The organism is Acinetobacter lwoffii (genome assembly GCF_024129355.1).
Classification (GTDB): Bacteria; Pseudomonadota; Gammaproteobacteria; order Pseudomonadales; family Moraxellaceae; genus Acinetobacter; species Acinetobacter lwoffii_I.
This window is the reverse complement of the sequence record NZ_JAMXXP010000003.1, coordinates 71,183-93,738: the sequence shown is the minus strand read 5'-3', so window position 1 is coordinate 93,738 and position 22,556 is coordinate 71,183. Positions and strand designations below refer to the sequence as shown.

Annotated in this window: 17 protein-coding genes and 1 pseudogene; 11 read left to right on the top strand and 7 right to left on the bottom strand. The window is 44.2% G+C overall.

Going from position 1 to position 22,556, the window contains the following annotated elements; all coding sequences use genetic code 11:
- Positions 1-65 precede the first annotated feature (65 nt).
- From NI468_RS03155 to yccS, 3 genes are all read right to left on the bottom strand, one after another.
- A complete protein-coding gene (locus NI468_RS03155) occupies positions 66-2,696 on the bottom strand; it encodes a PepSY domain-containing protein (RefSeq protein WP_253099878.1) in 2,631 nt (876 codons plus the stop codon).
- Between the two features lie 169 nt (positions 2,697-2,865).
- Positions 2,866-3,426 (bottom strand): YcxB family protein, encoded by a 561-nt coding sequence (locus tag NI468_RS03150; RefSeq protein ID WP_004280696.1) that lies wholly within the window; start codon positions 3,424-3,426, stop codon positions 2,866-2,868.
- Between the two features lie 85 nt (positions 3,427-3,511).
- The gene (yccS, locus tag NI468_RS03145) at positions 3,512-5,686 is read right to left on the bottom strand and encodes a YccS family putative transporter (protein ID WP_253099875.1); all 2,175 of its coding nucleotides are present in this window, start codon (positions 5,684-5,686) and stop codon (positions 3,512-3,514) included.
- 138 nt (positions 5,687-5,824) lie between these two features.
- Here yccS and NI468_RS03140 point away from each other — a divergent pair, with 138 nt between their 5' ends.
- Positions 5,825-7,042 carry a multidrug effflux MFS transporter gene (locus NI468_RS03140; protein ID WP_253099872.1) on the top strand — a complete coding sequence of 406 codons (1,218 nt, stop codon included), beginning with the start codon at positions 5,825-5,827 and terminating at the stop codon, positions 7,040-7,042.
- A gap of 77 nt (positions 7,043-7,119) precedes the next feature.
- Here the strand turns inward: NI468_RS03140 and NI468_RS03135 are convergent, their stop codons facing one another.
- Positions 7,120-7,827, bottom strand: coding sequence for a nitroreductase (locus NI468_RS03135; RefSeq protein WP_184412400.1), 708 nt, complete (start codon positions 7,825-7,827; stop codon positions 7,120-7,122).
- 902 nt (positions 7,828-8,729) lie between these two features.
- Between NI468_RS03135 and gltS the strand changes: the two genes are divergently transcribed.
- Both gltS and NI468_RS03125 read left to right on the top strand, forming a co-directional pair.
- Positions 8,730-9,968: a sodium/glutamate symporter gene (gltS, locus tag NI468_RS03130; RefSeq protein ID WP_253099869.1), complete on the top strand. Its 1,239-nt coding sequence runs from the start codon at positions 8,730-8,732 to the stop codon at positions 9,966-9,968.
- Between the two features lie 45 nt (positions 9,969-10,013).
- Positions 10,014-11,489: an alanine/glycine:cation symporter family protein gene (locus NI468_RS03125; protein WP_004731963.1), complete on the top strand. Its 1,476-nt coding sequence runs from the start codon at positions 10,014-10,016 to the stop codon at positions 11,487-11,489.
- A 54-nt stretch (positions 11,490-11,543) separates the two neighbouring features.
- Here NI468_RS03125 and chrA read toward each other — a convergent pair whose 3' ends face one another.
- Positions 11,544-12,749: a chromate efflux transporter gene (chrA, locus tag NI468_RS03120; RefSeq protein WP_253099866.1), complete on the bottom strand. Its 1,206-nt coding sequence runs from the start codon at positions 12,747-12,749 to the stop codon at positions 11,544-11,546.
- A gap of 123 nt (positions 12,750-12,872) precedes the next feature.
- Here chrA and NI468_RS03115 point away from each other — a divergent pair, with 123 nt between their 5' ends.
- The 7 genes and pseudogenes from NI468_RS03115 (at position 12,873) to NI468_RS03085 (ending at position 18,792) form a co-directional block, all read left to right on the top strand.
- Positions 12,873-13,877: a patatin-like phospholipase family protein gene (locus NI468_RS03115; RefSeq protein WP_005106273.1), complete on the top strand. Its 1,005-nt coding sequence runs from the start codon at positions 12,873-12,875 to the stop codon at positions 13,875-13,877.
- Positions 13,878-14,210: 333 nt separating this feature from the next.
- A complete protein-coding gene (locus tag NI468_RS03110) occupies positions 14,211-14,387 on the top strand; it encodes a hypothetical protein (protein ID WP_004731959.1) in 177 nt (58 codons plus the stop codon).
- A 287-nt stretch (positions 14,388-14,674) separates the two neighbouring features.
- Positions 14,675-15,196, top strand: a complete 522-nt coding sequence (locus NI468_RS03105) for an acyl-CoA thioesterase (protein ID WP_004280680.1) — start codon at positions 14,675-14,677, stop codon at positions 15,194-15,196.
- 150 nt (positions 15,197-15,346) lie between these two features.
- On the top strand, positions 15,347-15,910 hold the full coding sequence (locus NI468_RS03100) for a TetR/AcrR family transcriptional regulator (protein WP_005247815.1): 564 nt from the start codon (positions 15,347-15,349) through the stop codon (positions 15,908-15,910).
- Between the two features lie 40 nt (positions 15,911-15,950).
- Complete coding sequence (locus NI468_RS03095) at positions 15,951-17,150, top strand: MFS transporter (protein WP_253099863.1); 1,200 nt, start codon at positions 15,951-15,953, stop codon at positions 17,148-17,150.
- 1 nt (position 17,151) lies between these two features.
- A pseudogene (locus tag NI468_RS03090) lies at positions 17,152-18,044 on the top strand (LysR substrate-binding domain-containing protein).
- A gap of 133 nt (positions 18,045-18,177) precedes the next feature.
- A complete protein-coding gene (locus tag NI468_RS03085) occupies positions 18,178-18,792 on the top strand; it encodes a glutathione S-transferase family protein (RefSeq protein WP_253099981.1) in 615 nt (204 codons plus the stop codon).
- A gap of 81 nt (positions 18,793-18,873) precedes the next feature.
- On the opposite strand, the gene NI468_RS03080 is transcribed toward NI468_RS03085, so the two are convergent.
- Together NI468_RS03080 and NI468_RS03075 are read right to left on the bottom strand one after the other, a co-directional pair.
- On the bottom strand, positions 18,874-20,478 hold the full coding sequence (locus NI468_RS03080; protein WP_253099860.1) for a bifunctional 3-(3-hydroxy-phenyl)propionate/3-hydroxycinnamic acid hydroxylase: 1,605 nt from the start codon (positions 20,476-20,478) through the stop codon (positions 18,874-18,876).
- A gap of 357 nt (positions 20,479-20,835) precedes the next feature.
- Positions 20,836-21,069: a hypothetical protein gene (locus tag NI468_RS03075; protein ID WP_004645811.1), complete on the bottom strand. Its 234-nt coding sequence runs from the start codon at positions 21,067-21,069 to the stop codon at positions 20,836-20,838.
- A gap of 391 nt (positions 21,070-21,460) precedes the next feature.
- On the opposite strand from NI468_RS03075, the gene NI468_RS03070 reads away from it, so the two are divergent.
- Positions 21,461-22,468 (top strand): CobW family GTP-binding protein, encoded by a 1,008-nt coding sequence (locus NI468_RS03070; protein ID WP_005265917.1) that lies wholly within the window; start codon positions 21,461-21,463, stop codon positions 22,466-22,468.
- Positions 22,469-22,556: the final 88 nt, after the last annotated feature.

Genomic DNA, 22,556 nt, shown 5'->3' with positions numbered 1-22,556 from the left:
TATTGCTTTTGCATCTTCAATAAAAACCGGGCCATTGAGCCCGGTTTTTAGCATATCAGGTTATCTTAATATACATCACGGCGATAACGTCCATCCAGACGTAATTGATCTAACATCGTTTCACCGAGAATCTCAATCAGGGCCTGATCCACATCGCTGGCCATGCCATTGATGCTACCACAGACATAAATCACTGCACCTTGAGCAATCCAAGCTTTTAGTTCTTCAGCCTGTTCACGCAGTTTATGGTGTACATAAACTTTTTCCTGCTGGTCGCGCGAGAATGCAAGATCGAGAAGTTTCAGGGTTCCCATTTGCAGCCAGGCCTGAATGGTTTCTTCAAAGAAGAAGTCGTGTTCACGCTGACGTTCACCGAAGATCAGCCAGTTCTGGCTATAGTCCTGACGGTTACGCGCACTGAGCAGACTTAATAGTCCGGCAATGCCGGTACCATTACCAATACAGATAATCGGGCGGTTGTCATCAATCAGGTGGAAAGATTCATTGCTGCGAATACGCAGTGCAATGGGCGCATTGAGAGCCGCATGCTGGGTCAGCCAGCCTGAACCCAATCCCAGATTACCACTAGCATCGGTTTGCTGACGTACCACCAGACGTAAAACCTGCTGGCTTGGAATACTGGCAATGGAGTATTCACGTGTTGCCAAAACCGGTAATTGCGTGAGGAGCTGATCCAGAGAATCAAAAGGTTCAGCCTGAGTCAGATCACGATCCCAGAGTGCCTGTTCAATATTCTGTTGCATAGAAGGTACTTGTGTACCCGCTGCTATCTGGTGCTTTTGCATAAATGCATGAATACGTTCTGGGCTATTTCCTGGCTGAATCTCGGCAATATCACCTGCTTGCCAGACGGCTTCATGCTCAGGGGTCAGTTCGATATTGAAGGCAGGCGCACCCAGACTACCCGGATTGAGGACTTCACGTTTACTCAAACTCCAGTGATCAAAGGTCTTATCGATACTCATCGCTTGTAGCTCAAGTCGAGTGACTTGTGCCAGTGCAGTATTCCATTGCTGGATATGCTCGTTATTGGCATTGTCGACTTCAATTGTATTGAATAGCTGCTGGGCACCATTCTGTTTTAACCACTGATCAATACGGTGACCAAAACTGCAATAGCTGTCTGGATATTCCTGAGAACCTAAGGCCAATACAGCATAACTTAAATGACTGAGATCAGCTTGAGCAGACAGGATTTTTTTCTCAAAAGAAGAAGCCAGATCCGGTGCTTCGCCCGTGCCATAGGTACTGGCAACAAATAATACCTGTTCAGTTTGCTGTAAATCGGCAAGCGTCAGCTGTTGTACCGGCTTGACGGTTACCGGTTGACGCGCTTCCTGCAGGGCAGTTGCTGTACGCCAAGCCAGCTGCTCAGAAACCCCTGTTTGTGACGCATACGCGATGAGCCACGGTTTGGAATTTTCATCTAGGTTTACTAAAGTCGCACCCTGACGTGCTGCCAGCGTTAAGCGTTTCTGTTTGCGACGTTTCAGATAGAGCATCCAGCCGGTCACAAAGAACAACGGCATCAACAAGGCTGCGACCATGGCAAAGAACTGGTAGATCGGGCCGAAGAAGCTGCCACGATGCACCGGTAACATGCTGCTCATGATCTTTTCATTGAGCTTTTTATCTTCATACAGCTCAACTTTGGTAAATTCAGCTGTCTGGTAATTATAAGTGGCACTGTTTCGTGCACGTTCATGCTGAACGATTGGATCGACAAAGCTCAGTTGCATTTCACCATCCGGTTTTTTCGGAAGGTTAAACGTTACAGTAGAATACTTATCTGAAAATTCAGTGTTAAAGCCAATCCAGCTATGGTCCAATGCACGGACAGTGGCTTCAGGGCTGAGACCTTCGCGGCCTTCACCACGAGCACCGCGTTCGCCACCTTGGCGGCCTTCGCCTCGTGCTTCACCTTCGGCACGTAGACCTCGTTCACCGCTTGGACGTCCTTCACCACGGTTATTGCCGGCATTGGCCTGCATTTCCGGTTGCGGACGCTCTACACCCAGCACCTTAAACATGCCGTTGCGCCACCAGTCATAAGACCAGTACAGACCGGTACAGGCCAGAATCAGGTAGAAAATCACCACCCAGGTTCCCACAACAGCGTGCAGATCCCAGATAAAATTACGGCCTTTCAGTTGAGGTTTTACAAAGAACCATTGCTTGATCGAATGACGTTTTGGCCAGCGCAGGTACAGACCTGACAAGACAAAAAAGATCAGCATCAGGGTACAGGCACCGGTAATCTGCTTACCCACCGGACCAACCGTCAAATTACGATGCAGTTGCTGAACAAACTGGAAAAATTCCCGACCCTTAATCTCTGGCAAGACTTCCGCAGTATACGGGTTGATCATGATGTTCTGACCACGCCGTGCGCCTTCTTTGGCAACATTCACAGTACTCGAAGCACTCGGATCTTGTGCCACGGTAATACTGTTGATCTTCATGTCAGGCGCAGTACGGTTAAAGTGCTGATACAACTCGGCAGGCGTGAGTTTGTCACGTTGCTGAACCTGAACCGTATAACTGTCGCTATTCATCCATTTTAATATTTGTTGTTCATAGGAATAGATTGCGCCAGTGACCCCCATTATCGAGAGGATTAAACCTGCTGTAATCCCCAGAAACCAGTGGATTTGGAAAAATGTCTTTTTAAACATGGTCGTCAGATTAAGGGTGAGATCTATAAAAGTGGCAAAATTATAACTGAAGTTTGAGCCCGAATTATAGGTGTTGAGGATAATATTTATTCTCATTATCATTTATTATTTTGAGATTAAAAAAACCTCCATGCCGGGGCAGGAGGTTTTTCACTGAAGAAAGAACAGTTTAGATTTGTTTTGCTGCGCCGACTTCTGCTTCCAGATGCTTGCGAATCGTAGCGAAAGAGAAGTTTTTGCTGTCCAGACGTTTCGGCAGGATATAGGCGCCTTGCTGGCCTTTTACTTTGAAATTGACCAACATGAATTCTGGTGTGTTGTACCATTCATAGATGTCTTTCCAGCTAATCGCGCCAACACCTTCCTGCATGCCCATTTTCTGGCGCATCACGATACCATGCGGTTGCACGCCCAGGCGAACACCTTTGATTTCCTGTACCGGAAATTCATTCATCTTGCGTTTAACATACCATTCCAGACCAAAGGTACGGATCAGGTAATACAACACCACACAGACAATGGCCACCCAGCAGAACACGGTAGAATAGTTCTTCAGGAGCAGAATGCCCAGAATAGAAAGTGCAACAACAGCACCCATGATCAGCCATGCTTTCATGCCAATTTTATTGGTACTACGCCAGATCACCAGCTGAGCATGACGCTGCTCGGCTTCTGAAATTTCATAGTTCACAGGCTGTAGGGTATAAGCGTATAAATTTTTCGCGGTCATAATGAAATTAGCAGATTTTAAACTGTAAAAAGTTTAGCACTAATTGTACCAATTCAGTGAGTATATTGTTCCAAAATCAGCCAAATTATAATGAACCTAATTCAGTTGCCTGTTCATCACGCTCATGACTCAAACTTTGTTTCAGTTGGCTCAACTGCTTTAAAATGCTGAACATTAAAGACAGTTGCTGCAAAATGATCAGGGATTTCTGATCTTGCTCCTGATCTTGAGCCAGGCGCTGTCGAATATGAGCAATCATATTTTGCGCACTTAAATCGGGCATTTCATCTCTTAGCAATGCACCACGAATGTTCTCGAGTGCTTTGTCCAGTAAATTCAGAATGTCCTGATCTTCAATTTTTTCCCGGTGTGCACCCAGTGCGGCAATATAACTGATAAAAGTATGGTTCAGACAAAGGAACTCAAAGGCTAGTGATTTTTGTACCGGATCAATATCCGGTTCAGTGGCCAGTGTCGAAATCAGTGAAGCCACCTCGGCATCGGTATTATGGGCAGCACGGCGCACAATCCGATATTTCAGGCCATTATTACGTCCTGATTTATACTGCTCGATCACTTCACTCAAATAATCTGCTTCTGCCTGCAAGCTGCGTTTGATACTGCGCGGCAAACGTCGGAACTTCCAGTCTGGAAAAATAAAGCTGACACCGAACCAGGCAATGGCACAGCCAATCAAGGTGTCAATCATACGCGGGATGGCCGCAGCATAGCCCATACCGTCCAGATTGAAGTTGATCAAGGCTAAAATCGTGATAAAGGCGGTGGCCTGTGCATACTGTTTACTGCGCAATTCAAAGAACAGAATTCCGCTGAATACCAGAAGCAATAATTGTCCTTCGATGGAAGGCACAAAATACAAAATGGCATAACCTAGAATAATACCGACCAACGTACCGACAATACGCAGACGTAAACGGCGTTTGGTGGCGTTAAAGTTGGGCTGGCTGACAAAGAGTGCCGTTAATAAAATCCAGTAACCATATTCAATATTGCTGACCTGTACGAAGATATAGCTGATCAGCAGCACAATCGACAGGCGAATGGCATGCCGGAACAGTACCGACTCGGGTGTCAAATGCTGCTTAATCCGAATCTTGATATCATCCCAGCCTTTCAGGTCATCATCTCTGAGCTGGTTTTCGATATGTTTGAAACGCTCGGATTTGATACTTTGCTCGGTTTCCAGGTTGCGTAACTGGGCATCAATCGATTTCAGGTTTTGAAACAGCGCAAACAGGGCACTGATCCAGACCTGATCATACTGCTGCTCCTGACGTAACTTATCCAGAGACTGTCTCAGGTTATCAAAGGCATGCTTGAAGCGCTGGTTATGTACATAAGGTTTGCGCATCAGCAAACTTTCACTCAGGTCCTTACAGGCTTTGCCCTGAATTGACATGATGCGCTGGAAGCGGAACAGGATATCGCTATGCTGGAAAATCTTGGCCAGTTTCTGATAATCAATATGCGCTGAATCGGCACGTTCATGAATATCCTGCGCGACAAAATAATATTGCAGGCTGCGACGGGTGTCTTTTTGCCCCCGGTCACCTTTCAGGCGAGTCAAAAGGGCAGTTTTCATCTCATTAAAAATCGCAATCAGTTTCCCATTTTCAAGCGAGAGTTCAATCATGCTTTGCTGATAGCTTTTCGGGGTCATGTCCACATCAAACAGATTGGACTTGGCATATAAAAAGTCACCGAGAGCAGAATAGGAAATGGCAAGCTTGTCTTGCGCCAGTCGGGCAGGGAAAATCAGGAAACTGATGGTCGACAGCAGACCGTACCACATCGCGCCGATGACCAATAAACCAGCCTGTTTATACCATTCATCAAACAGCTCCACCCCGAGCATGGAATAAACGGAAATCACCAGACAGCCGTAGGAAATCGTGGCATAGCGTCGCCCTAGTGAACCCAGCAAAATCAGGGCAATACAGGACACAATTAAGGCCAAGGCAAACAGCAAGGGATAAGGAAAAAGCAGATATACGCCTACTGCCGTAATAAAGAAGCCAATGTAGGTGTAGAGCAGATTTAAAATCCGCACCGAAAAGCGGTCATCAATATCGCTTAAACCAGCTGCGACCACCCCTAAAGTCAATGGGATCGTCATCAATTGTTGTCCCATAAAATAGGGAACAAAGGCGGTACCTGCAAATGCCGTCATCATGCGCAGGTTATACATCAAGGTCGTGTTATAGGTGGTTTGCTTGAGACGAGTGAGCCAAGATTTCAAAGGTCGTCCTTTATACTGCAGTCTTAGAGCTGAATCTGAATAGGCTAATGAAAATAGTATATTTATAAATCTTCATTTCAGGCTAAATCATACTATGCACTGTGTTAATTTGTCTGCATATTAGCGCTTTAAATCTTCATGCTTATGACATCGAATAAAATAGTACAACAACCTTATGCCATGTCCTGGATTGTTTTGCTGGCGACCTTAAGTGCACTCGGGCCTTTATCCATTGATATGTATCTTTCGGCCTTACCGGCTATGGCAGCAGATTTTGGTGTCAGTACCCAAATGGTTTCCAATAGCTTGCCGGCTTATTTCTTCGGTCTGGCGATTGGGCAACTGATTTATGGTCCGATCAGTGACCGGATTGGACGTAAACCGCCACTGTATTTTGGGCTGTGTTTATACATTGTGGCAAGTTTGCTGTGTGTCTTTGCGCAGGATGAATGGAGCCTGATCGCTGCACGAATTCTGCAAGCTCTCGGTGGCTGTGTCGGGGTGGTCATGGCACGCGCTGCAATTCGCGATCGTCTGGATATGCATTCAGCAGCTCAGGCCTTTGCCAGCATGATGATTGTGACTGCGATTGCGCCAATCATCGCCCCGAGTCTGGGGGCCTGGGTGTTGATGTTTTATGAATGGAACATGATCTTTTTGGTGCTGATGGGCTGTGGTCTGTTGAGTCTGGCCTGTGTACATTTTCTATTTAAAGAAACCCTGGAGCCAGAACGCCGTCTCAAGCTGAACTTTCAACAGGTTATAAGTTTGTACCGGTGCATTTTTCAAGATCCCAGCTTTCGACGCCCGCTCTATGCCGGCTGTTTTTCCGGTGCGGTGATGTTCTGTTATATCAGTGCTTCTTCGACTATTCTGATGGATCGTTATCAACTGACCGAGCAGCAGTTTGCTTATGCCTTTGGTGCCAATGCTTTCGGCATCATGCTGTTTTCGACCTTGAATAAACGTCTGGCTGGACGATTCTCGATATTGCAGCGCCTGAAAATCGGCACCTGCCTGCAGTTTGCCGGTGTATTAGGGTTAATCTTGCTGGGCTGTCTGGACGTCGATTCTGTGCTCTGGGTGTTGTTAGGCATGTTTATTGTGGTGGCATCTATCGGGTTTACTGGTCCGAATGCCATGGCTTTGGCAATGGCTGAACAGGGCGAGCGGGCAGGAACTGCCAGTGCGATTATGGGCAGTATGCAATTTGTCTGTGATTTATTGGGCGGTGTATTACTGAATTTTCTGATCTGGCATGCTTTGTTGAATATGGCCTTGATCATGCTGGTTTTTGTCGGTATTTCCGCTTGGGTGATTTTTAAAATAAAGATGCCAATCTTGCAAAATGCATAGATGCTGGGCGTTCTCTAATATATTAAAAATGCTGGATTGAGCAGAGGGCTAAGCAAGTTGGCTTAGCCCTGCTTGCATCACTCATCGATAAACACGGCAAATTCCTCTACGGGAACACGCGGGGTAATAAAGCTGTTAATAATTTGCTCTGGGTCGGCATAACCCAGTGCCATACCGCAGACCAGCTCTTCATCATCGGGTGCGCCGACCAGATCAAGCACGATCGGGTGAAAGTGATTCCAGGCTGCCTGCGGGCAAGTGTCCAGACCGCGGGCTTTTGCTGCCAGCATAACATTCTGGATCATCATGGAAACATCCATTTTGGACCCAATCGCCAAAGACCGATGTACAGTAAAAAATAAGCCGACAGGGGCATCAAATAATTCAAAATTACGCAGCTGCTGACGCGCCATTTTTTCCTTTTCGCCTTTTTGAATATTCAGCAAGCCATATAAACCCCAGCCATTTTCACGACGACGTTCAATAAATGGCGAGATCCATTGTTCAGGATAGTAGGCGAAAGTTTCCTGATACTGCTGTGACAATGCAGGATTTGCATAGATTTGCATTTGTGCCTGACAGACACGTTGCACGAGTTCATCGCGCTTTTTGCCTGTTACCACATACACCTTCCAGGGTTGGGTATTGGTTCCTGAGGGCGCGCGGCTGGCCACCGTCAAAATCTCTTTTAAGGTGTCTGTACTAACGGGGGTATTTAAAAAAGCACGCACTGAATGGCGAGAGGTGATAGTGTGATCTACAGCATGAACAAGATTTTGATCCATTATGAGGTCCAGTCAAATATCCTTATTGAGTTTGCAATGACTATAAACTAAACAAACAGAACGGGGGATAGGAAAATTTCATTCTCCGCCAGCTGAAAAAAACAATTTGTCAGTAAAATGACTTGAGTAATGAAATTTCGCATGCTTTTAGCTGGGCTTAAATCGCCTCAGTGATAGCAATCGATTTACCCATAATGTTGGTCTTTGATTTAAAAAATGGCTTAAAACCCAAGTGCTTGAACCATTCAACAATAACAATTTCAAACAGAGAACTGGTTTATTTTGACTGAAAATCAAGATAATTTAATTTCAAGATCCCTGTTTCATTCCGTGTCGAGTAAAAGATTAATATTTTTTTTGAATTAAAATATAGATTAATCTTCATATAAAAATGAGAATTTATAATTATTTTTTATAGGTAAATTAACTATTGCTAATAAAAAGAAATAAAACTTGATACAAAGAAACAGCATAATGTACGACTTTTCATCTTAATTCATGCATTTTGTGATTAAGATCTGTTTTAAATAACGCGATTCCAGATGGCTTGAATGAAGTCTTTAGGTTGAAAGCACTCATCAAGCACTGAATGTTTTTTTGAGCTTAAAACACAGTTTTTTTACCAGCATGCGCGTCTGTTAGAAAAATGTCTGCAATTTTCCAACAGACTGAGTATCTGAATAGAAAAGGTGTTGCTTTTATAAATCTCTCATTTGTTGAATATGATCGTGATGATGATATTCATAAGTTTAAAAGAGATGATAAATCGGTTTGTTTTTCTAAAGGTAATAGATCAAATCAGGATATTTCCAGATGAACATCTAATGAGCGAGCTAGGGATCTAGCGCACTCCATGACTTTTAGAAAAATAAAAAATTCAAAATCATCTTGGGCAAAAAATTATGGATTTTACTTTTAACGCATTTTATACCTTGATTGCCGCAGTCATTGTTTTGTTACTCGGCCGATTCCTGGTTAATAAAATCGATTTTTTAAAGCGCTACAATATTCCTGAGCCGGTTGCAGGCGGTTTGGTTGCTGCGATTATCTCATTACTGGTGCATTCACTGTGGGGATACAGCATCACCACCAGTTCAGAGCTACAAACCAGTTTTATGCTGATCTTCTTTGCCTCGATCGGTCTGAGTGCCAACTTTTCCAAGTTGCGTGAAGGCGGTGTCGGTCTGGTAATTTTCCTGTTTGCTATATCGATTTTTATTGTTTTGCAAAATGCAGTCGGTATGAGTCTGGCAACACTGCTTGGTATTGACCCACTGATTGGCCTGATTGCAGGTTCAGTTACCTTAACCGGCGGTCATGGTACTGCGGGTGCATGGGGGGAAATTTTTGAAGTTGAACATGGTATTCAAGGTGCTTTGGCACTAGGTATGGCCAGTGCGACTTTTGGATTGATTATCGGCGGTATTATTGGCGGACCTTTAGCCAAGTTGCTGATCAACCGTTATAACCTGGCGACTGCGCGTACCGATCAGCAAATTGAAACGCGTGACAATACGCCAATGGACAGCACCACCAGCGAATATGTACCGTTTGAATATCCGCATCAGGTGCGTTTAATTACCGCTGATAATGCAATCACGACCTTGGGTCTATTTGCAGGCTGTTTGGCTTTTGCAGAGTTTATGACGGGTTTCAGTAAAGGTACTGCATTTGAACTGCCAACATTTGTCTGGGCATTGGCGGGTGGTGTCATCCTGCGTAATGTACTGGAAGGTGTTTTCAAAGTTCAGATTTTCGATCGCGCGATTGATGTGTTCGGTAATGCTTCATTGTCGCTGTACTTGGCGATGGCACTGTTATCATTGAAATTATGGCAATTGGCTGACCTTGCAGGACCACTGATGGTAATTCTGGGTGCACAGACCATCACCATGGCTTTGTATGCCGGTTTTGTAACTTTCCGCATCATGGGTAAAAACTACGATGCTGCGGTACTTGCAGCAGGGCATTGTGGTTTCGGTATGGGCGCAACGCCAACAGCGGTTGCCAATATGCAGGCGATTACCAATATGTATGGTGCGTCGCATAAGGCCTTCCTGATTGTTCCATTATGTGGTGCGTTCTTCGTTGACTTAATCAATGCTACTGTTATTCAGATGATTTTGAAGTTTTTTGCATAATTTTTATGCCTGATACGATGAGTCATAGGCTCATAAGGATGTGACATGAATGATCAGTTAAATGAAACCTTACTCGGCTGGATTAATGCCCTGAATGGCCCTTTATGGGATTTTCTGGTGGTGTTTCTGGTCGCAGTCGGTATTTTCTACACGATCATGACGGGTGCAGTACAAATTCGTTTGTTCTGGCACAGCATGAAAGTCATGAAAAATAGCCGTGGCAAGGTTCAGGATACGCACGGCATTACCCCGTTTCAGGCCTTTGTCACTGGACTGGCAAGCCGGGTCGGTGTGGGCAATGTCGCGGGTGTCGCCATTGCGATTGCGATTGGTGGCCCCGGTGCCGTGTTCTGGATGTGGTTTACTGCCTTTTTGGGCATGAGTTCTGCTTTTGTTGAATCCTCTTTGGCACAGTTGTTTAAGGTGCGAGATAACAAAAACCAGCAATTCCGTGGTGGTCCAGCTTATTACATTACTCAAGGCCTGAAACAGAAATGGCTCGGGATTGTCTTTGCGATTGCATTGATCACGACTTATGGTTTTGTCTTCAATGCAGTTCAGGCCAATGCCATTACCGGAGCAACCTCTCATGCCTGGGGCTGGGATCAGGCGAACCTGATTCTGCCATTAGGCGGCCTGAATCTGGAAATTTCCTGGGTCGGATTGTTTCTGGTCTTGATGACTGCGGTGATCATTTTTGGCGGGATTAAACGGATTGCGAAAGTTGCGGAAAGCTTTGTGCCGTTTATGGCTGTGCTTTATCTGGCTGTGGCTTTGTATATTGCGGTCATCAATTACGATCTGCTCCCATCCATCTTCCAGCTCATTTTCAGTAAAGCCTTTGAATTTGAAGCCGCCGCTGGTGGATTCTTTGGCGCCATGGTATCTATGGCGATGATGATGGGCATCAAGCGTGGTCTGTTCTCTAACGAGGCAGGGATGGGTTCGGCACCGAATGCTGCTGCAGCTTCCGATGTCAAACATCCGGTCAACCAGGGTCTGGTACAGATGCTCGGAGTATTTGTAGATACCTTTGTGGTGTGTTCATGTACCGCGATTATTATTCTGGTTTCGGGTCTGTATGAAAATGCAGGCTTTGAAGGCGTGACCTTGACCCAGATGGCGCTTGAAAGCCAGATTGGTGCTTGGGGTGATGACTTCCTGGCTTTGATTCTGTTCCTGTTTGCCTATTCTTCGATTATTGGTAACTATGCTTATGCCGAAGGAAACGTCCAGTTCATCAATAACAATAGCCGGGTGATGTTGATTTTCCGCTTATTTGTATTGGTCATGGTGTATTTCGGTTCTATCGCCAGTGTGCCATTGATCTGGAATATGGCAGATCTGTTCATGGGCGTGATGGCAAGTATCAACTTGATTGCGATCCTGTTGCTGATGCCATTCCTGCTGATGCTACTCAAAGACTATACCGGTCAGTTGAAGCGTGGTGTGAAAGAGCCTGAATTTAAACTGGATAACCATCCTAAATTTAAAGACAAGGTCAAATCAGATATCTGGTAAGACTTGAAGTAAAAAGCCCCGATCATTCGGGGCTTTTTTGTGCCAAAGTTTTATTTAGAAGAAGTTTAAATAACTTTGATAAAGTACAAAACCCAAAATCAGGCTGAACCAGACCGGTAATTTTGAACGTAACAGGGCAATCATCACCGCGACAAAGACCAAGTCGGAGCCATAACTAAAATAGCGTTGTGAAAGATCCAGCAATAAATACAATAACAAACCCACCACCGCAGCATTGATGCCCATCACCGCCTGATGAATATGGCGCTGCTGCATCAACCACGACCAGTAAGGCAAGGTGGCAAAGATCAGAAAAAATGAAGGTAAAAAGATTGCACAGGTCGCTAAAACTGCATTCAGCCAGACATAAGGCGTCCAAGGCAGCAAAGCACCGATATAACTGGCAAAACTGAATAAAGGCCCCGGCATCAGCTGGGCAAATGCATAGCCAAGATCAAAAGATTGTGCACTGACTAAACCGGTTGTGACAAAGTCCTGATATAGCAAAGGCAGAATCACATGACCACCACCAAATACCAATGAACCGGTTTGATAGAAATTGGCAAAAAATTGCAGCTCCGATTCACCCCATAATTTGCCTGCTAAGGGAAGTAGAATAAACGGCAAGATAAATGCCAGTAACCAATAGGGCGCAGCGGCAGATCGAATATAAGGCGAGCTGATTGCCGTTTTGTTAATTTCTTTGGGTTTCGAATCTGATTGGGAAAAATGTCCAGCCATGAGTCCACAGATTGCGCCCAGCATAATCACCAGAATCTGGTTAAAACTCACTGAAACCACCATCAACAATATGACAGAGAGGATTAAGACAGCGTATTGCCAAGCCGATTTACAGAAGCTTCTCAGCATTTGCCAGAATGCCCAGGCGATGACAGAAAATACAATTAACTGGATGGTATGAAAGCTGTTTGAGTTTAAAATATGAAAATAGCTTTGACCCAAGAGTGCTACCAAGGTCATCAGAATCATTGAGGGCAGGGTAAAACCCAGCCATGCGATCACGGCACCAGTATAGCCCCGTTGCAGATAACCGATCGACAGCCCCACCTGACTGCTGCTCGGCCCGGGTAAAAGTTGCGCCAAAGCGACCAGTTGACTGTACTGGGTGTCATTCAACCATTGCAGTTGGGTTACAAATTTTCGGTGAAAAAATACCAAATGTGCTGCCGGACCGCCAAATGAAATGCAGCCCAGTTGCAGGAAAATCAGGAAAATCCGATACAGTGAGATTGAAGGCATACAGTTATGGGAAAAATGAAGATAAAGTAGCTGAACTGTATGACAGTTTTACGAAATTCTACAGACTATTTATGCATGTGTTTATACACTATGCTGCTTTAGATTAATGAGGACATTCTCTGCATGCAGAAATATGTGTTGAGTATGGTGATACTGGGTACATTTGGCCTGAGTGCTTGCCAAACGACCCCCATGACAGCCCAAGCGGCGACCAGTCATCTGCAACCTGCTGCACAACGCGGAGAAGCTCAGGCGCGTCCAAATCAAATTGATTTTCAAAAGATCAAGCAAACTCAACAGCGTCCGGTAGTTGCTTTAGTCCTAGGCAGTGGCGGTGCGCGTGGTTATGCGCATATTGGTGCGCTGGAAGTACTGGAACAAGCGGGTATTCAACCAGATTTTATTGTTGGAACCAGTGCGGGCAGTATCGTGGGATCCATTTATGCAAGTGGTAAACCGGCGATTGAACTGCGCAATATTGCTCTCAGCATGCGACCGAATGATGTCCGTGATATCAAATTGGCCAGAAAAGGCTTTTTTGATGGCAAAAAAGTTGAGGACTATGTCAATTTACAGGTCGATCAAACTCCGCTTGAAGCCATGAAAATCCCGATGTTTGTGGTAGCAACTGCGCTGAAAGAAGGCAAGAAAGTCGTCTTTAACTATGGCAATACCGGACAGGCGGTACGTGCTTCAGTCTCGATTCCGAGTATGTTTATTCCGACTATTATTCAAGGTAAAGAATATGTAGATGGTGGTCTAGTCAGTCCGGTGCCGGTCGATGTGGCACGTGAGTTGGGAGCCGACATTGTGATTGCGGTGGATATTCTGGCACAGCCCATTCACACGGAAACCACCAATGTCTGGGGACTGTTTAATCAGAACATTAATATTATGCAGCAACATCTGGCACATGAAGAATTAAAGCATGCAGATGTGGTGATTCAGCCGGACTTACGCGAAAAAGGCCATATCTTTGATGTACGTGGCAGGGAACTCACCATGCAGGCTGGTGCCGAGGCGACCCAGTTAAAGTTGATGGAAATTTCACAAGCCTACCAAAAACATGATTATGCTCAAGGACATCGCATTCCACAGTTTGTGGTACATGAACATCAAGCTCAATAAATCTTTTTTTTGAAATTTCTGTTTATCCCTATATCGCAGTATAGGGATATTCAATCAAAAGGATAACGGATCATCGGCTGTAACGCTTAACTGATTGTTATAAAAGATAAGATGATTGCCTATGTGTATCAGTCAGTCGGAATTATCGCAAAAGATAAAATTAATTTTAAATATAACAAATTGAATTATAATTATATTGTTTTAAATAATAAGCCTTATTCATCTTAAATTAAAATTTTAATATTCTTATACTTAAGTTGATCAAATATTCAAAAGCATCGATGTTCATGCCAGAATGCAGTTTGAAAAGATCACTACACAGATGTAGACATCATGATGCATATTAAAATTGGACAGCAGGTCAAACTGGCACAATTCGAACACTATATTTTTACAGTGACCGCGACCCATCAGGATGGTTCTTTTACCGTTGAAACGACCTTGGATGGTCAACAAATTTTAAGTTATCAGAACGTGGCGCAGGAAATGCTCAGGCCAGTGATGCTTTAAATCACACAGAGCCTTTTTATTTTCCTGAATTATTTTTGTTCAGAGCTTAAAACAGTGAAAAATTCTCAGTTGCTGTGTGATCAACCCCAGATAAATAAGTGTTGATTTATTGGCACTTAACTTTCTAACTGAGATTTTAAGCAATTAAATATATTTTTTTCTGTATGAATACATTTTCTATATCAATAATTGTGATGCTTCATTTGCCGAATTGAACATTTTATTCATGCTAAAAACGCTATAATAATAAACGATAACCTTGTCATTCAAAGAGTTCAAAGAAAACGATGGCCCCTTTAGATCAAATTGCAGCAGTGTCGGATGACCAGTCAGAGTTAACGATGTCAGTTCTCATGACGCCAGATATGGCAAATTTTTCAGGAAATGTTCATGGTGGAACCATTCTGAAATTATTGGATCAGGTGGCGTATGCGTGTGCAAGTCGCTATTCGGGTAGTTATGTCGTGACCTTATCTGTAGACAAGGTGAATTTTAAAGAGCCGATTCACGTCGGTGAACTGGTTACATTTCTGGCCAGTGTGAACCATGTTGGCCGTACCTCGATGGAAATCGGGATTCGGGTAGAAGCCCAGAATATTCAAAAGAGAACGGTACGTCATACCAATAGCTGTTATTTCACCATGGTCGCGGTGGATGAAAATGGTAAACCAAAACAGATTCCAGCTTTGAACCTAGACAATGACTGGAAACGTTGCCGTTTTGAAGCAGCAGAACAGCGTAAAGTCGCGCGTTTGCAAGAAAATCATCATCCTTCATGCAGCATTTATAAAAAGACTGCACAGAGTTAAGTTAAATCGTGATTGAGAAAAGACCTTCATATGAAGGTCTTTTTTTTGCATCAATTTCAGTTTTTCACTGGAGCTTTGTTATTTTTTACCCTAATATAAAACGATACGTATCGTTTCGATTTTTAGATCTTAAAAGTTAAGTAGAAAAATATGAGCAGTGACGAAAAAAGTTCCCGACGACAGCAGTGCATTTTACAGGCGGTCGCAGATGCGCTGGCAGAATGTGAATATCATCAGCTGACGATTGAAGATGTAGCGGCACGTGCCGGTGTTGGCAAGTCCACGATTTATCGATGGTGGAAACATAAATCGGAACTGGTGCTGTACACTTTCAAACAGCATACAGCTTCGGTATTTGAGCTGGATACCTCTAAAAGCCTGAAAAGCAATCTCATTCAACAACTCGGTTCTTTATCTCAAGCGCTGAATCATCCGGTCGGTCGGGCTTTGCTGGTAGTGATTGCCAATCACCGCGAACTGGCAGGTGAGTTCTTTCAGCAATATCTCTTGCCACGTCGGCAACAGACCCATCAACTGATTCAGCAAGCGATTGAACGGGGAGAAATTCGCTCGGATTATCCTTTTGATTTAATGCTGGATACCTTATACGGCCCGATTCATTACCAGATCATTTTTTTCAACCGGATTCCAGATGAACACTATATCCAGAATCTGGTCGAGTTGGCCTTGCATCCGGTCACTGTTCAAGCCTGAGTTTGTGCTATTTCCCTACAAATTTTAAGAGTTGGTGATTATGTCAGTTAGCGCTGAGCGGTTATGGAATCGCTCATTTATCTTGTGCTTATTCAATAATTTTTTCCTGTTCGTTTATTATTTTGCCTTACTGACCATCTTGCCGATTTACATCATGAAAGATCTGGGCGGTTCGGTAAAAGAAGCGGGTCTGGCGCTGACACTATTTTTGGCCTCTTCGATTGCGGTTCGGCCATTTTCCGGCATGATCATCGAAAAGCTCGGCAAGAAAATCTCGATGCGCGGTGCAGGCGTGATTTTTGCCTTATTTTCCTTTAGTTATTTGCTGGTAGATAGCATGTGGTCGCTGTTGCTGTTGCGTTTTTTACATGGTATCTGGTTCAGTATTCTGACCACGGTGGCAGTACCCGTCGCTAATGAATTTATTCCTGAACAGCGCAAAGGTGAGGGCATGGGCTATTTCGTCATGTCGACCAATCTGGGTGTGGTTTTTGGGCCCTTGCTGGCATTGACCGTGATTCAGTTCACCAGCTTCAAAGTCTTATTTGGCATTCTTGCCGTTATCATTTCTTTGGGGCTCATTTTCTGTTGGATGCTCAAAATCACAGAGTTACCAAAACCTGAAGCTATAAGCACAGAAAAAACCAGCTTGAGCTTGCAGTATATTCTGGAAGTCAAAGTTCTGGCGGTAAGTTTTGTGGCTTTACTAACCGCTTTTGCCTACTCGGGCATCATGAGTTTTATTACTGCATTTAGTGAAACCAAGCAGCTTTTGGGCTATACCAGCGTATTCTTTATTGTATTTGCAGCATCCATGTTGCTGGTCAGACCTTGGGTTGGAAAGATTTATGACCGTAAGGGACCCAGTGCGGTGATTTATCCTTCATTTATTTTCTTTGCCATTGGTCTGGTGATTGTCAGTCTGATTTCCAATCAATGGATATTATGGTTGTCGGCAGTGTTTATTGGCATCGGTTATGGTTCACTATTCCCATGTTTGCAGACCTTGGCCATTCAGTCGGTCGACAAACAGCGTATGGGACATGCGATTTCAACCTTCTTTACCCTGTTTGATCTGGGTTTAGCGATCGGTTCCGTGGCAATGGGAGTATTGATTGCCTATTGGGGCTTTGAAACTACTTATGTTTTGAGTGCCGCACTCGTCATTGTGACGATATTGGTTTATCGTCAGTATGTTGCCAAAAAGCAAAATAAGCGCCCGGCAAGTTTAGAGTTATAAAATGGAATTAAGACATTTACGTTATTTCGTTACGGTGGCGCAGGAACTGAACTTTACCCGTGCCGCGGAAAAATTAAATACGGTACAGCCTTCATTGAGTCAGCAAATCAAGGATCTGGAACGTGAGGTTGGCGTACAGTTGCTAGAGCGGAATAACCGTAAGGTCGGGCTAACTGAAGCTGGACAGGCGTTTTTAAAAGAAGCTTTACTGAGTCTTGAGCATGCAGAGCGCGCCATTCAGACTGCCAGACAGATCGCGAATGCACAGCAGGATCAGCTGAATATCGGATTCGTGCCGGTCGCGGAAATGAAAGTCTTTCCTTATATCATGCCGAATATCCGCGCGCATTTTCCTGAACTGAAAGCACAGTTTCATAGTCTGACCGATGCAGAGCAGTTTAGTGCCTGAAGAAATGGACAGATCGACATTGCCTTTACCCGTTATCCGGGGCAGTTAAGTGAGTTTGATTCGATCCGCATTTTTGATGAGCCTTTAACCTTGATTGTGCCCAAAGATTCCCCGGCTGCGGCCTTGCCCTATGTCAGTATCAAGAGTTTTGAAAGTCAGGACTTTGTAATTAGTGATGAGCAGTCCTCACCGCAACTGCATAAGCTGATTCAGGATTTTTTTAAACAGTCTAAATTAAAAGTGAATGTGGTGCAGTATTCCACCAATATCCTGCTCAATGTCAATCTGGTAGGGATGGGGTGGGCTGGAGTCTGGTGCCGACCTATGTGATTCCATTGCTCGGCGATAATATTGTGGTGAAAAAGACGCTGGAACCGTTGCCGATGATTGGGCTCTATGCCAATTATCGCAAGGATCAAAAACATGTGGTGATTGATCTGATTTTAAAAGTATTAAAAGAAAAGTTTTGTGTGGATCTTTTCTAATATCTGCATCGTTGATCAGCCCATCGAAAAAGCAGTGCGACAGAAATGATCTGTAGCACATCCTTTTAAATCGGAACTGCAAATCGCTTTATACTGAACCTCTAACAATAAAAAAACCGGTTGAAGCAGGATGATGAAGCTCTATAACAATCCGCAATCACGTGGCCTGACCTTGTTGCCTTTGCTGAAAGAATTACAAATTGAAGATCAGATTGAGCAGGTGGAGATTGCCTATGAGGATATGCATCAGCAGGCATATACACAGATGAATCCGATGGGAAAAGTTCCCTGTCTGGTAGATCAGGAGATCGTCATTTCAGAAATGGCCGCCATTTTTATCTATCTGGCAGATAAGTATTCTGACAAAGGATTGGCACCTGCTTTGGATGATCCGAAGCGTGGGGCGTATTTGAAATGGATGTTTTTCTGTCATGGACCCTTTACCGAATATATCGATATAAAAAATTTACAGGTGTCGCCAGAAAATATTGAAAAGAACCGGAGAAGTTTAAGTTTTGGGAATGAAGCAGCCGTATTTGATTTTATGAAACAGGGCATCGAGCAGGCCAATCCTTATCTGTTGGGTGAAAAAGTCTCGGCTGCGGACCTATATGTGGCTTACTGTTTGATCTTCACGATCTCTGCGAAAATTTTACCGCCATTTGATGAGTTCAGGCCCTTCCTGCAGCAGATGGCCTCTCGTGATTCCCTGAAAGATATCCCCTGGTTTCAGGAATACCGAGTCTAATTCCTCGGTCTATATATTGTCCGAGATATCTAAAAACAATAAAAAAACCACGCCGAAGCGTGGTGAAAAGTGACTCTAATATTATTTCAGGTAAAGCTTTTTAAACAGTTGCTGGCTGGTGCTTTCCATCGATTGAGGAATGGCCAGCGCAGCCACGAAACGGTCAGGACGCAAGATCACGACGGATTCAGACGTGTTACCAAACCACGAGCGGATATCTGTGCCGATATCACCAATGGTGATGACATCTTCATACTCTTTGCGCTGGCTATTTTGCAATTGCACCGCAGGAATTACCTGAATGAATTTCACGCCGAGCGTTTTCCACTGTTGCAACGTCTCAGGACTCAGACCCCATTTCGGATCGACACCCCAGGCAATAATCGCAAAATCATTGCCGATCATTTCATCCAGTAATACAGTTTCACCTGAAGCCAGCTGAACCTGAGGCTGGATAAACATCTTGCCAACCGGAGAGTTCTTGGCTCCCTTGCTCAAAAGTGCGCCGTCATGATATTTCGGCATTGGTTTGAAGCGCATTTCCAGCAGATACTGCTTGATCGGTTTGATATAGTTCAGGGCATAGGCAATGCCGTCACGAACAAAACCTTGCCATTTTTTCGGTGGTGCCAATACGTGACCTGCCATCACCGACAGGTCAATCATCGCCTTGGCATGGTCTTTACGTTCGATCTGATAAGAATCTAAAAGTGCTGGGCCAGCTTTGCCTTGAACAACCAGCGCCATTTTCCAAGCCAGATTAAAGGCATCACGCATACCGCTGTTATAACCCTGACCTTGCCATACCGGCATAATGTGCGCTGCATCACCGGCAAGTAAAATACGGTCGACACGGAACTTGTTGGCAATACGAGCATTATGGGTATAGACACGCTGACGGATCACTTCGATACCATCTGTGCTTGGTAAAACCTTAGAAAGAAGTTTGGCAATATTTTCCGGTTTGCTCAGTTCTTCCTGCGTTTCACCCGGCATAACCATAAATTCAAACCGGCGAATACCATGTGGCAATGCGGCTGATACATAAGGACGAACCGGATCACAACATAAGTAAATATGTGGTGTAGCAAGCGGATCATTCTCAAGGTCAATCACGATCCATTGATTCGGTGCGGTTTTACCTTCAAAGGCAATGCCCAGGTTGCGGCGCACATAAGAATTACCGCCATCACAGGCAATCAGATATTGAGCGCGGATGGTTTCTGCATCGCCCTCTTTATTTTGCAGATTGAGTGTTACGCCGTCAGCATCTTGACTAAACTGGGTCAATTGACGAGAAAATAGCACTTGGGTGTTTTTATATTGCTTTAAGCCTTGCAGTAGGACGTTATCGACTTGTGGCTGAATAAAGGCATTACGGCGCGAGAAACCAAACTCACGTGTTAAAGGCTGAATATCTGCAAAACAGCGACCTTTAGGCGTCAAGAAGCGCATCGCATGATTCGGAGTGGTATGCGGTAAGACTTGATCGACTAAACCCAAAGATTGAATGGTACGTAAGGATTCATCATCGATTCCAATCGCACGTGGGTAATCAATCAAACTATCCAGTTGCTCGACAATCGTGACAGCTACGCCTTGCTTGCTCAGATAGTTGGCAATGGTTAAGCCTACAGGGCCGGCGCCAAGGATTGCCACTTCAGTAGTGTAATTAGTATTGCTCATAGCGAATGTCCACTCAATCGACTTGCATTTGATGCTATTAAGGGACAGTTAGATAGAAGCCAGAAACAAGTTAGGCAATAGTAGCTTAAGTATATGGATAATATTGGATTGAAATAGGTGGTTTTTAAATAAATAATTGATTTTAATTATAAAAATAATAAAAATTTGATAGCCTGTATTAATTCTATGATCAGTTTTGACTATGGTGATAAATAGATTTTATGCAATAAAAATGCTGAACCAGCATCAAGCATGATTCAGCATCGAATAATATCGGGGGCAGTATAGGACAAAGCCTACTGGAGAATTACTGTCCCTGATATCTTCATTGAAGGATTAAACGAGTTGTTCAATCACTTAACGTGCAGCAGGTTTTGCAGGTGTCGTAGTTTCCGCAGCAGCTTCAGAGGCAGCAGGCTGCTCTGCAGATGCGCCTGCAACAGGAGCATTCGATTCAGGTAATTCCTGGGTAGTCACAATCACTTTTTCTTCTGCAGTGGTGGTTTTCGCATCTGTAGTTTTACTATCAGCAAAACTGGTGGCTGCAGCAGCAGTAAGCGTAGTGGCAAGTAAGATTTGTGCATATTTCATTTTTGGCATCCTTTTATTCATGTCATGTAATCTGCCGAGCTGACCATCACATCAATTCGACAGATGCCCATCCTAAGCACTGAAATTTTACTGAGCAAATCAATTAACAAAAGCGACACGCAGGGAATAACCCAGCAGATACAAAACTGAGAAAGTTGTTTTATTTCTGTTAATTATGCGGAGTTTTATTTAATGAAAGTGTGTGTGAATATTTCAAGAATCCAATTTGAAATAAAAGTTAACATAGAAAATTGGTAATTTGGGATCATTCTATTAATTTTTATCTCTGTGATTTTCACGCCGTGTTTGCGAAGAACACGCATTATAAAGTCACACTGTGCTTTATAATGCAGAGTATTACTATTTCTATTCAATCTCTTGAGAGTCGATTTTGAAAATTCTGTCAGCGTCGCAGGCTATTCCTGTCCATATCATTTCCGGATTTTTGGGTGCAGGTAAAACCACACTACTCAAACATTTATTACAGCAAAAACCGGAACAGGAAATCTGGGCTGTGCTAATGAATGAATTCGGCCAGATTGGGGTAGACCAGCAGTTATTGCCGCAAGATCAGGGTTATGCGGTCAAAGAGCTGTTGGGTGGTTGTCTATGTTGCAGTAGCCAATTGCCGATGCAGATTGCCTTGTCACGCCTGCTGTCAGAAGTGAAACCGGATCGTCTGTTTATCGAACCTACCGGACTGGGGCATCCTGGCCAATTACTGGAACAGCTGACCGAACCGCACTGGCAGAGTCATTTAAACATGCAGGCATTGGTCACAGTGGTAGATGGTTCACGTTTGCATGATCGAGACTGGACTCAGCAAAACCTGTACGCAGACCAACTCAAGGCAGCGCATATTGTGGTGATTTCACATACTGACTTGATGACAACCGCAGACCACGCAGCACTCACGCAACTTCAGACAGAATATCAACCTTATGCCCAACAGTGGTTGTTCACCGAGCATGGACAACTCGATATCGAACTGATCAAGCAGGACTATCGGGGTTCCGCCCGTCAGATTCAGCCTTTGTTAAAACAGCAACAGATCACCCGTTCAGCAGATACGCCCTTAGTGATTCAGCAAATGCCTTATCATTATGTAGAAAGCGCGCAGGGTTATCAGGTTGCGGGCTGGAAATTGCCAAAACGCTGGCAATTCAATTTTTATGATCTGCTGGATCTGCTCTGTGAACAAAAAGACTGGCTCAGAATCAAGGGAATTTTTAATACGGATCAAGGCTGGAAAAGCTTTAATTTTAATCCTGAGCAGTTTAATTATCAGTCGGCAGATGAAGGCATTGATAACCGGGTAGAAGTGATTTATCAACAGTCACGGGATTGGCTGGCCTTTGAAACTGCCCTGATGCAATGTCGTATGGATCCAGAGAAATAATGGTACTGTTTCTAGTGCGCTGAATGAATTACTGGCCTAAATCTGTTCAGCAAAATAGCGCTAAATCTTATATGCTAGGCGCCAAATT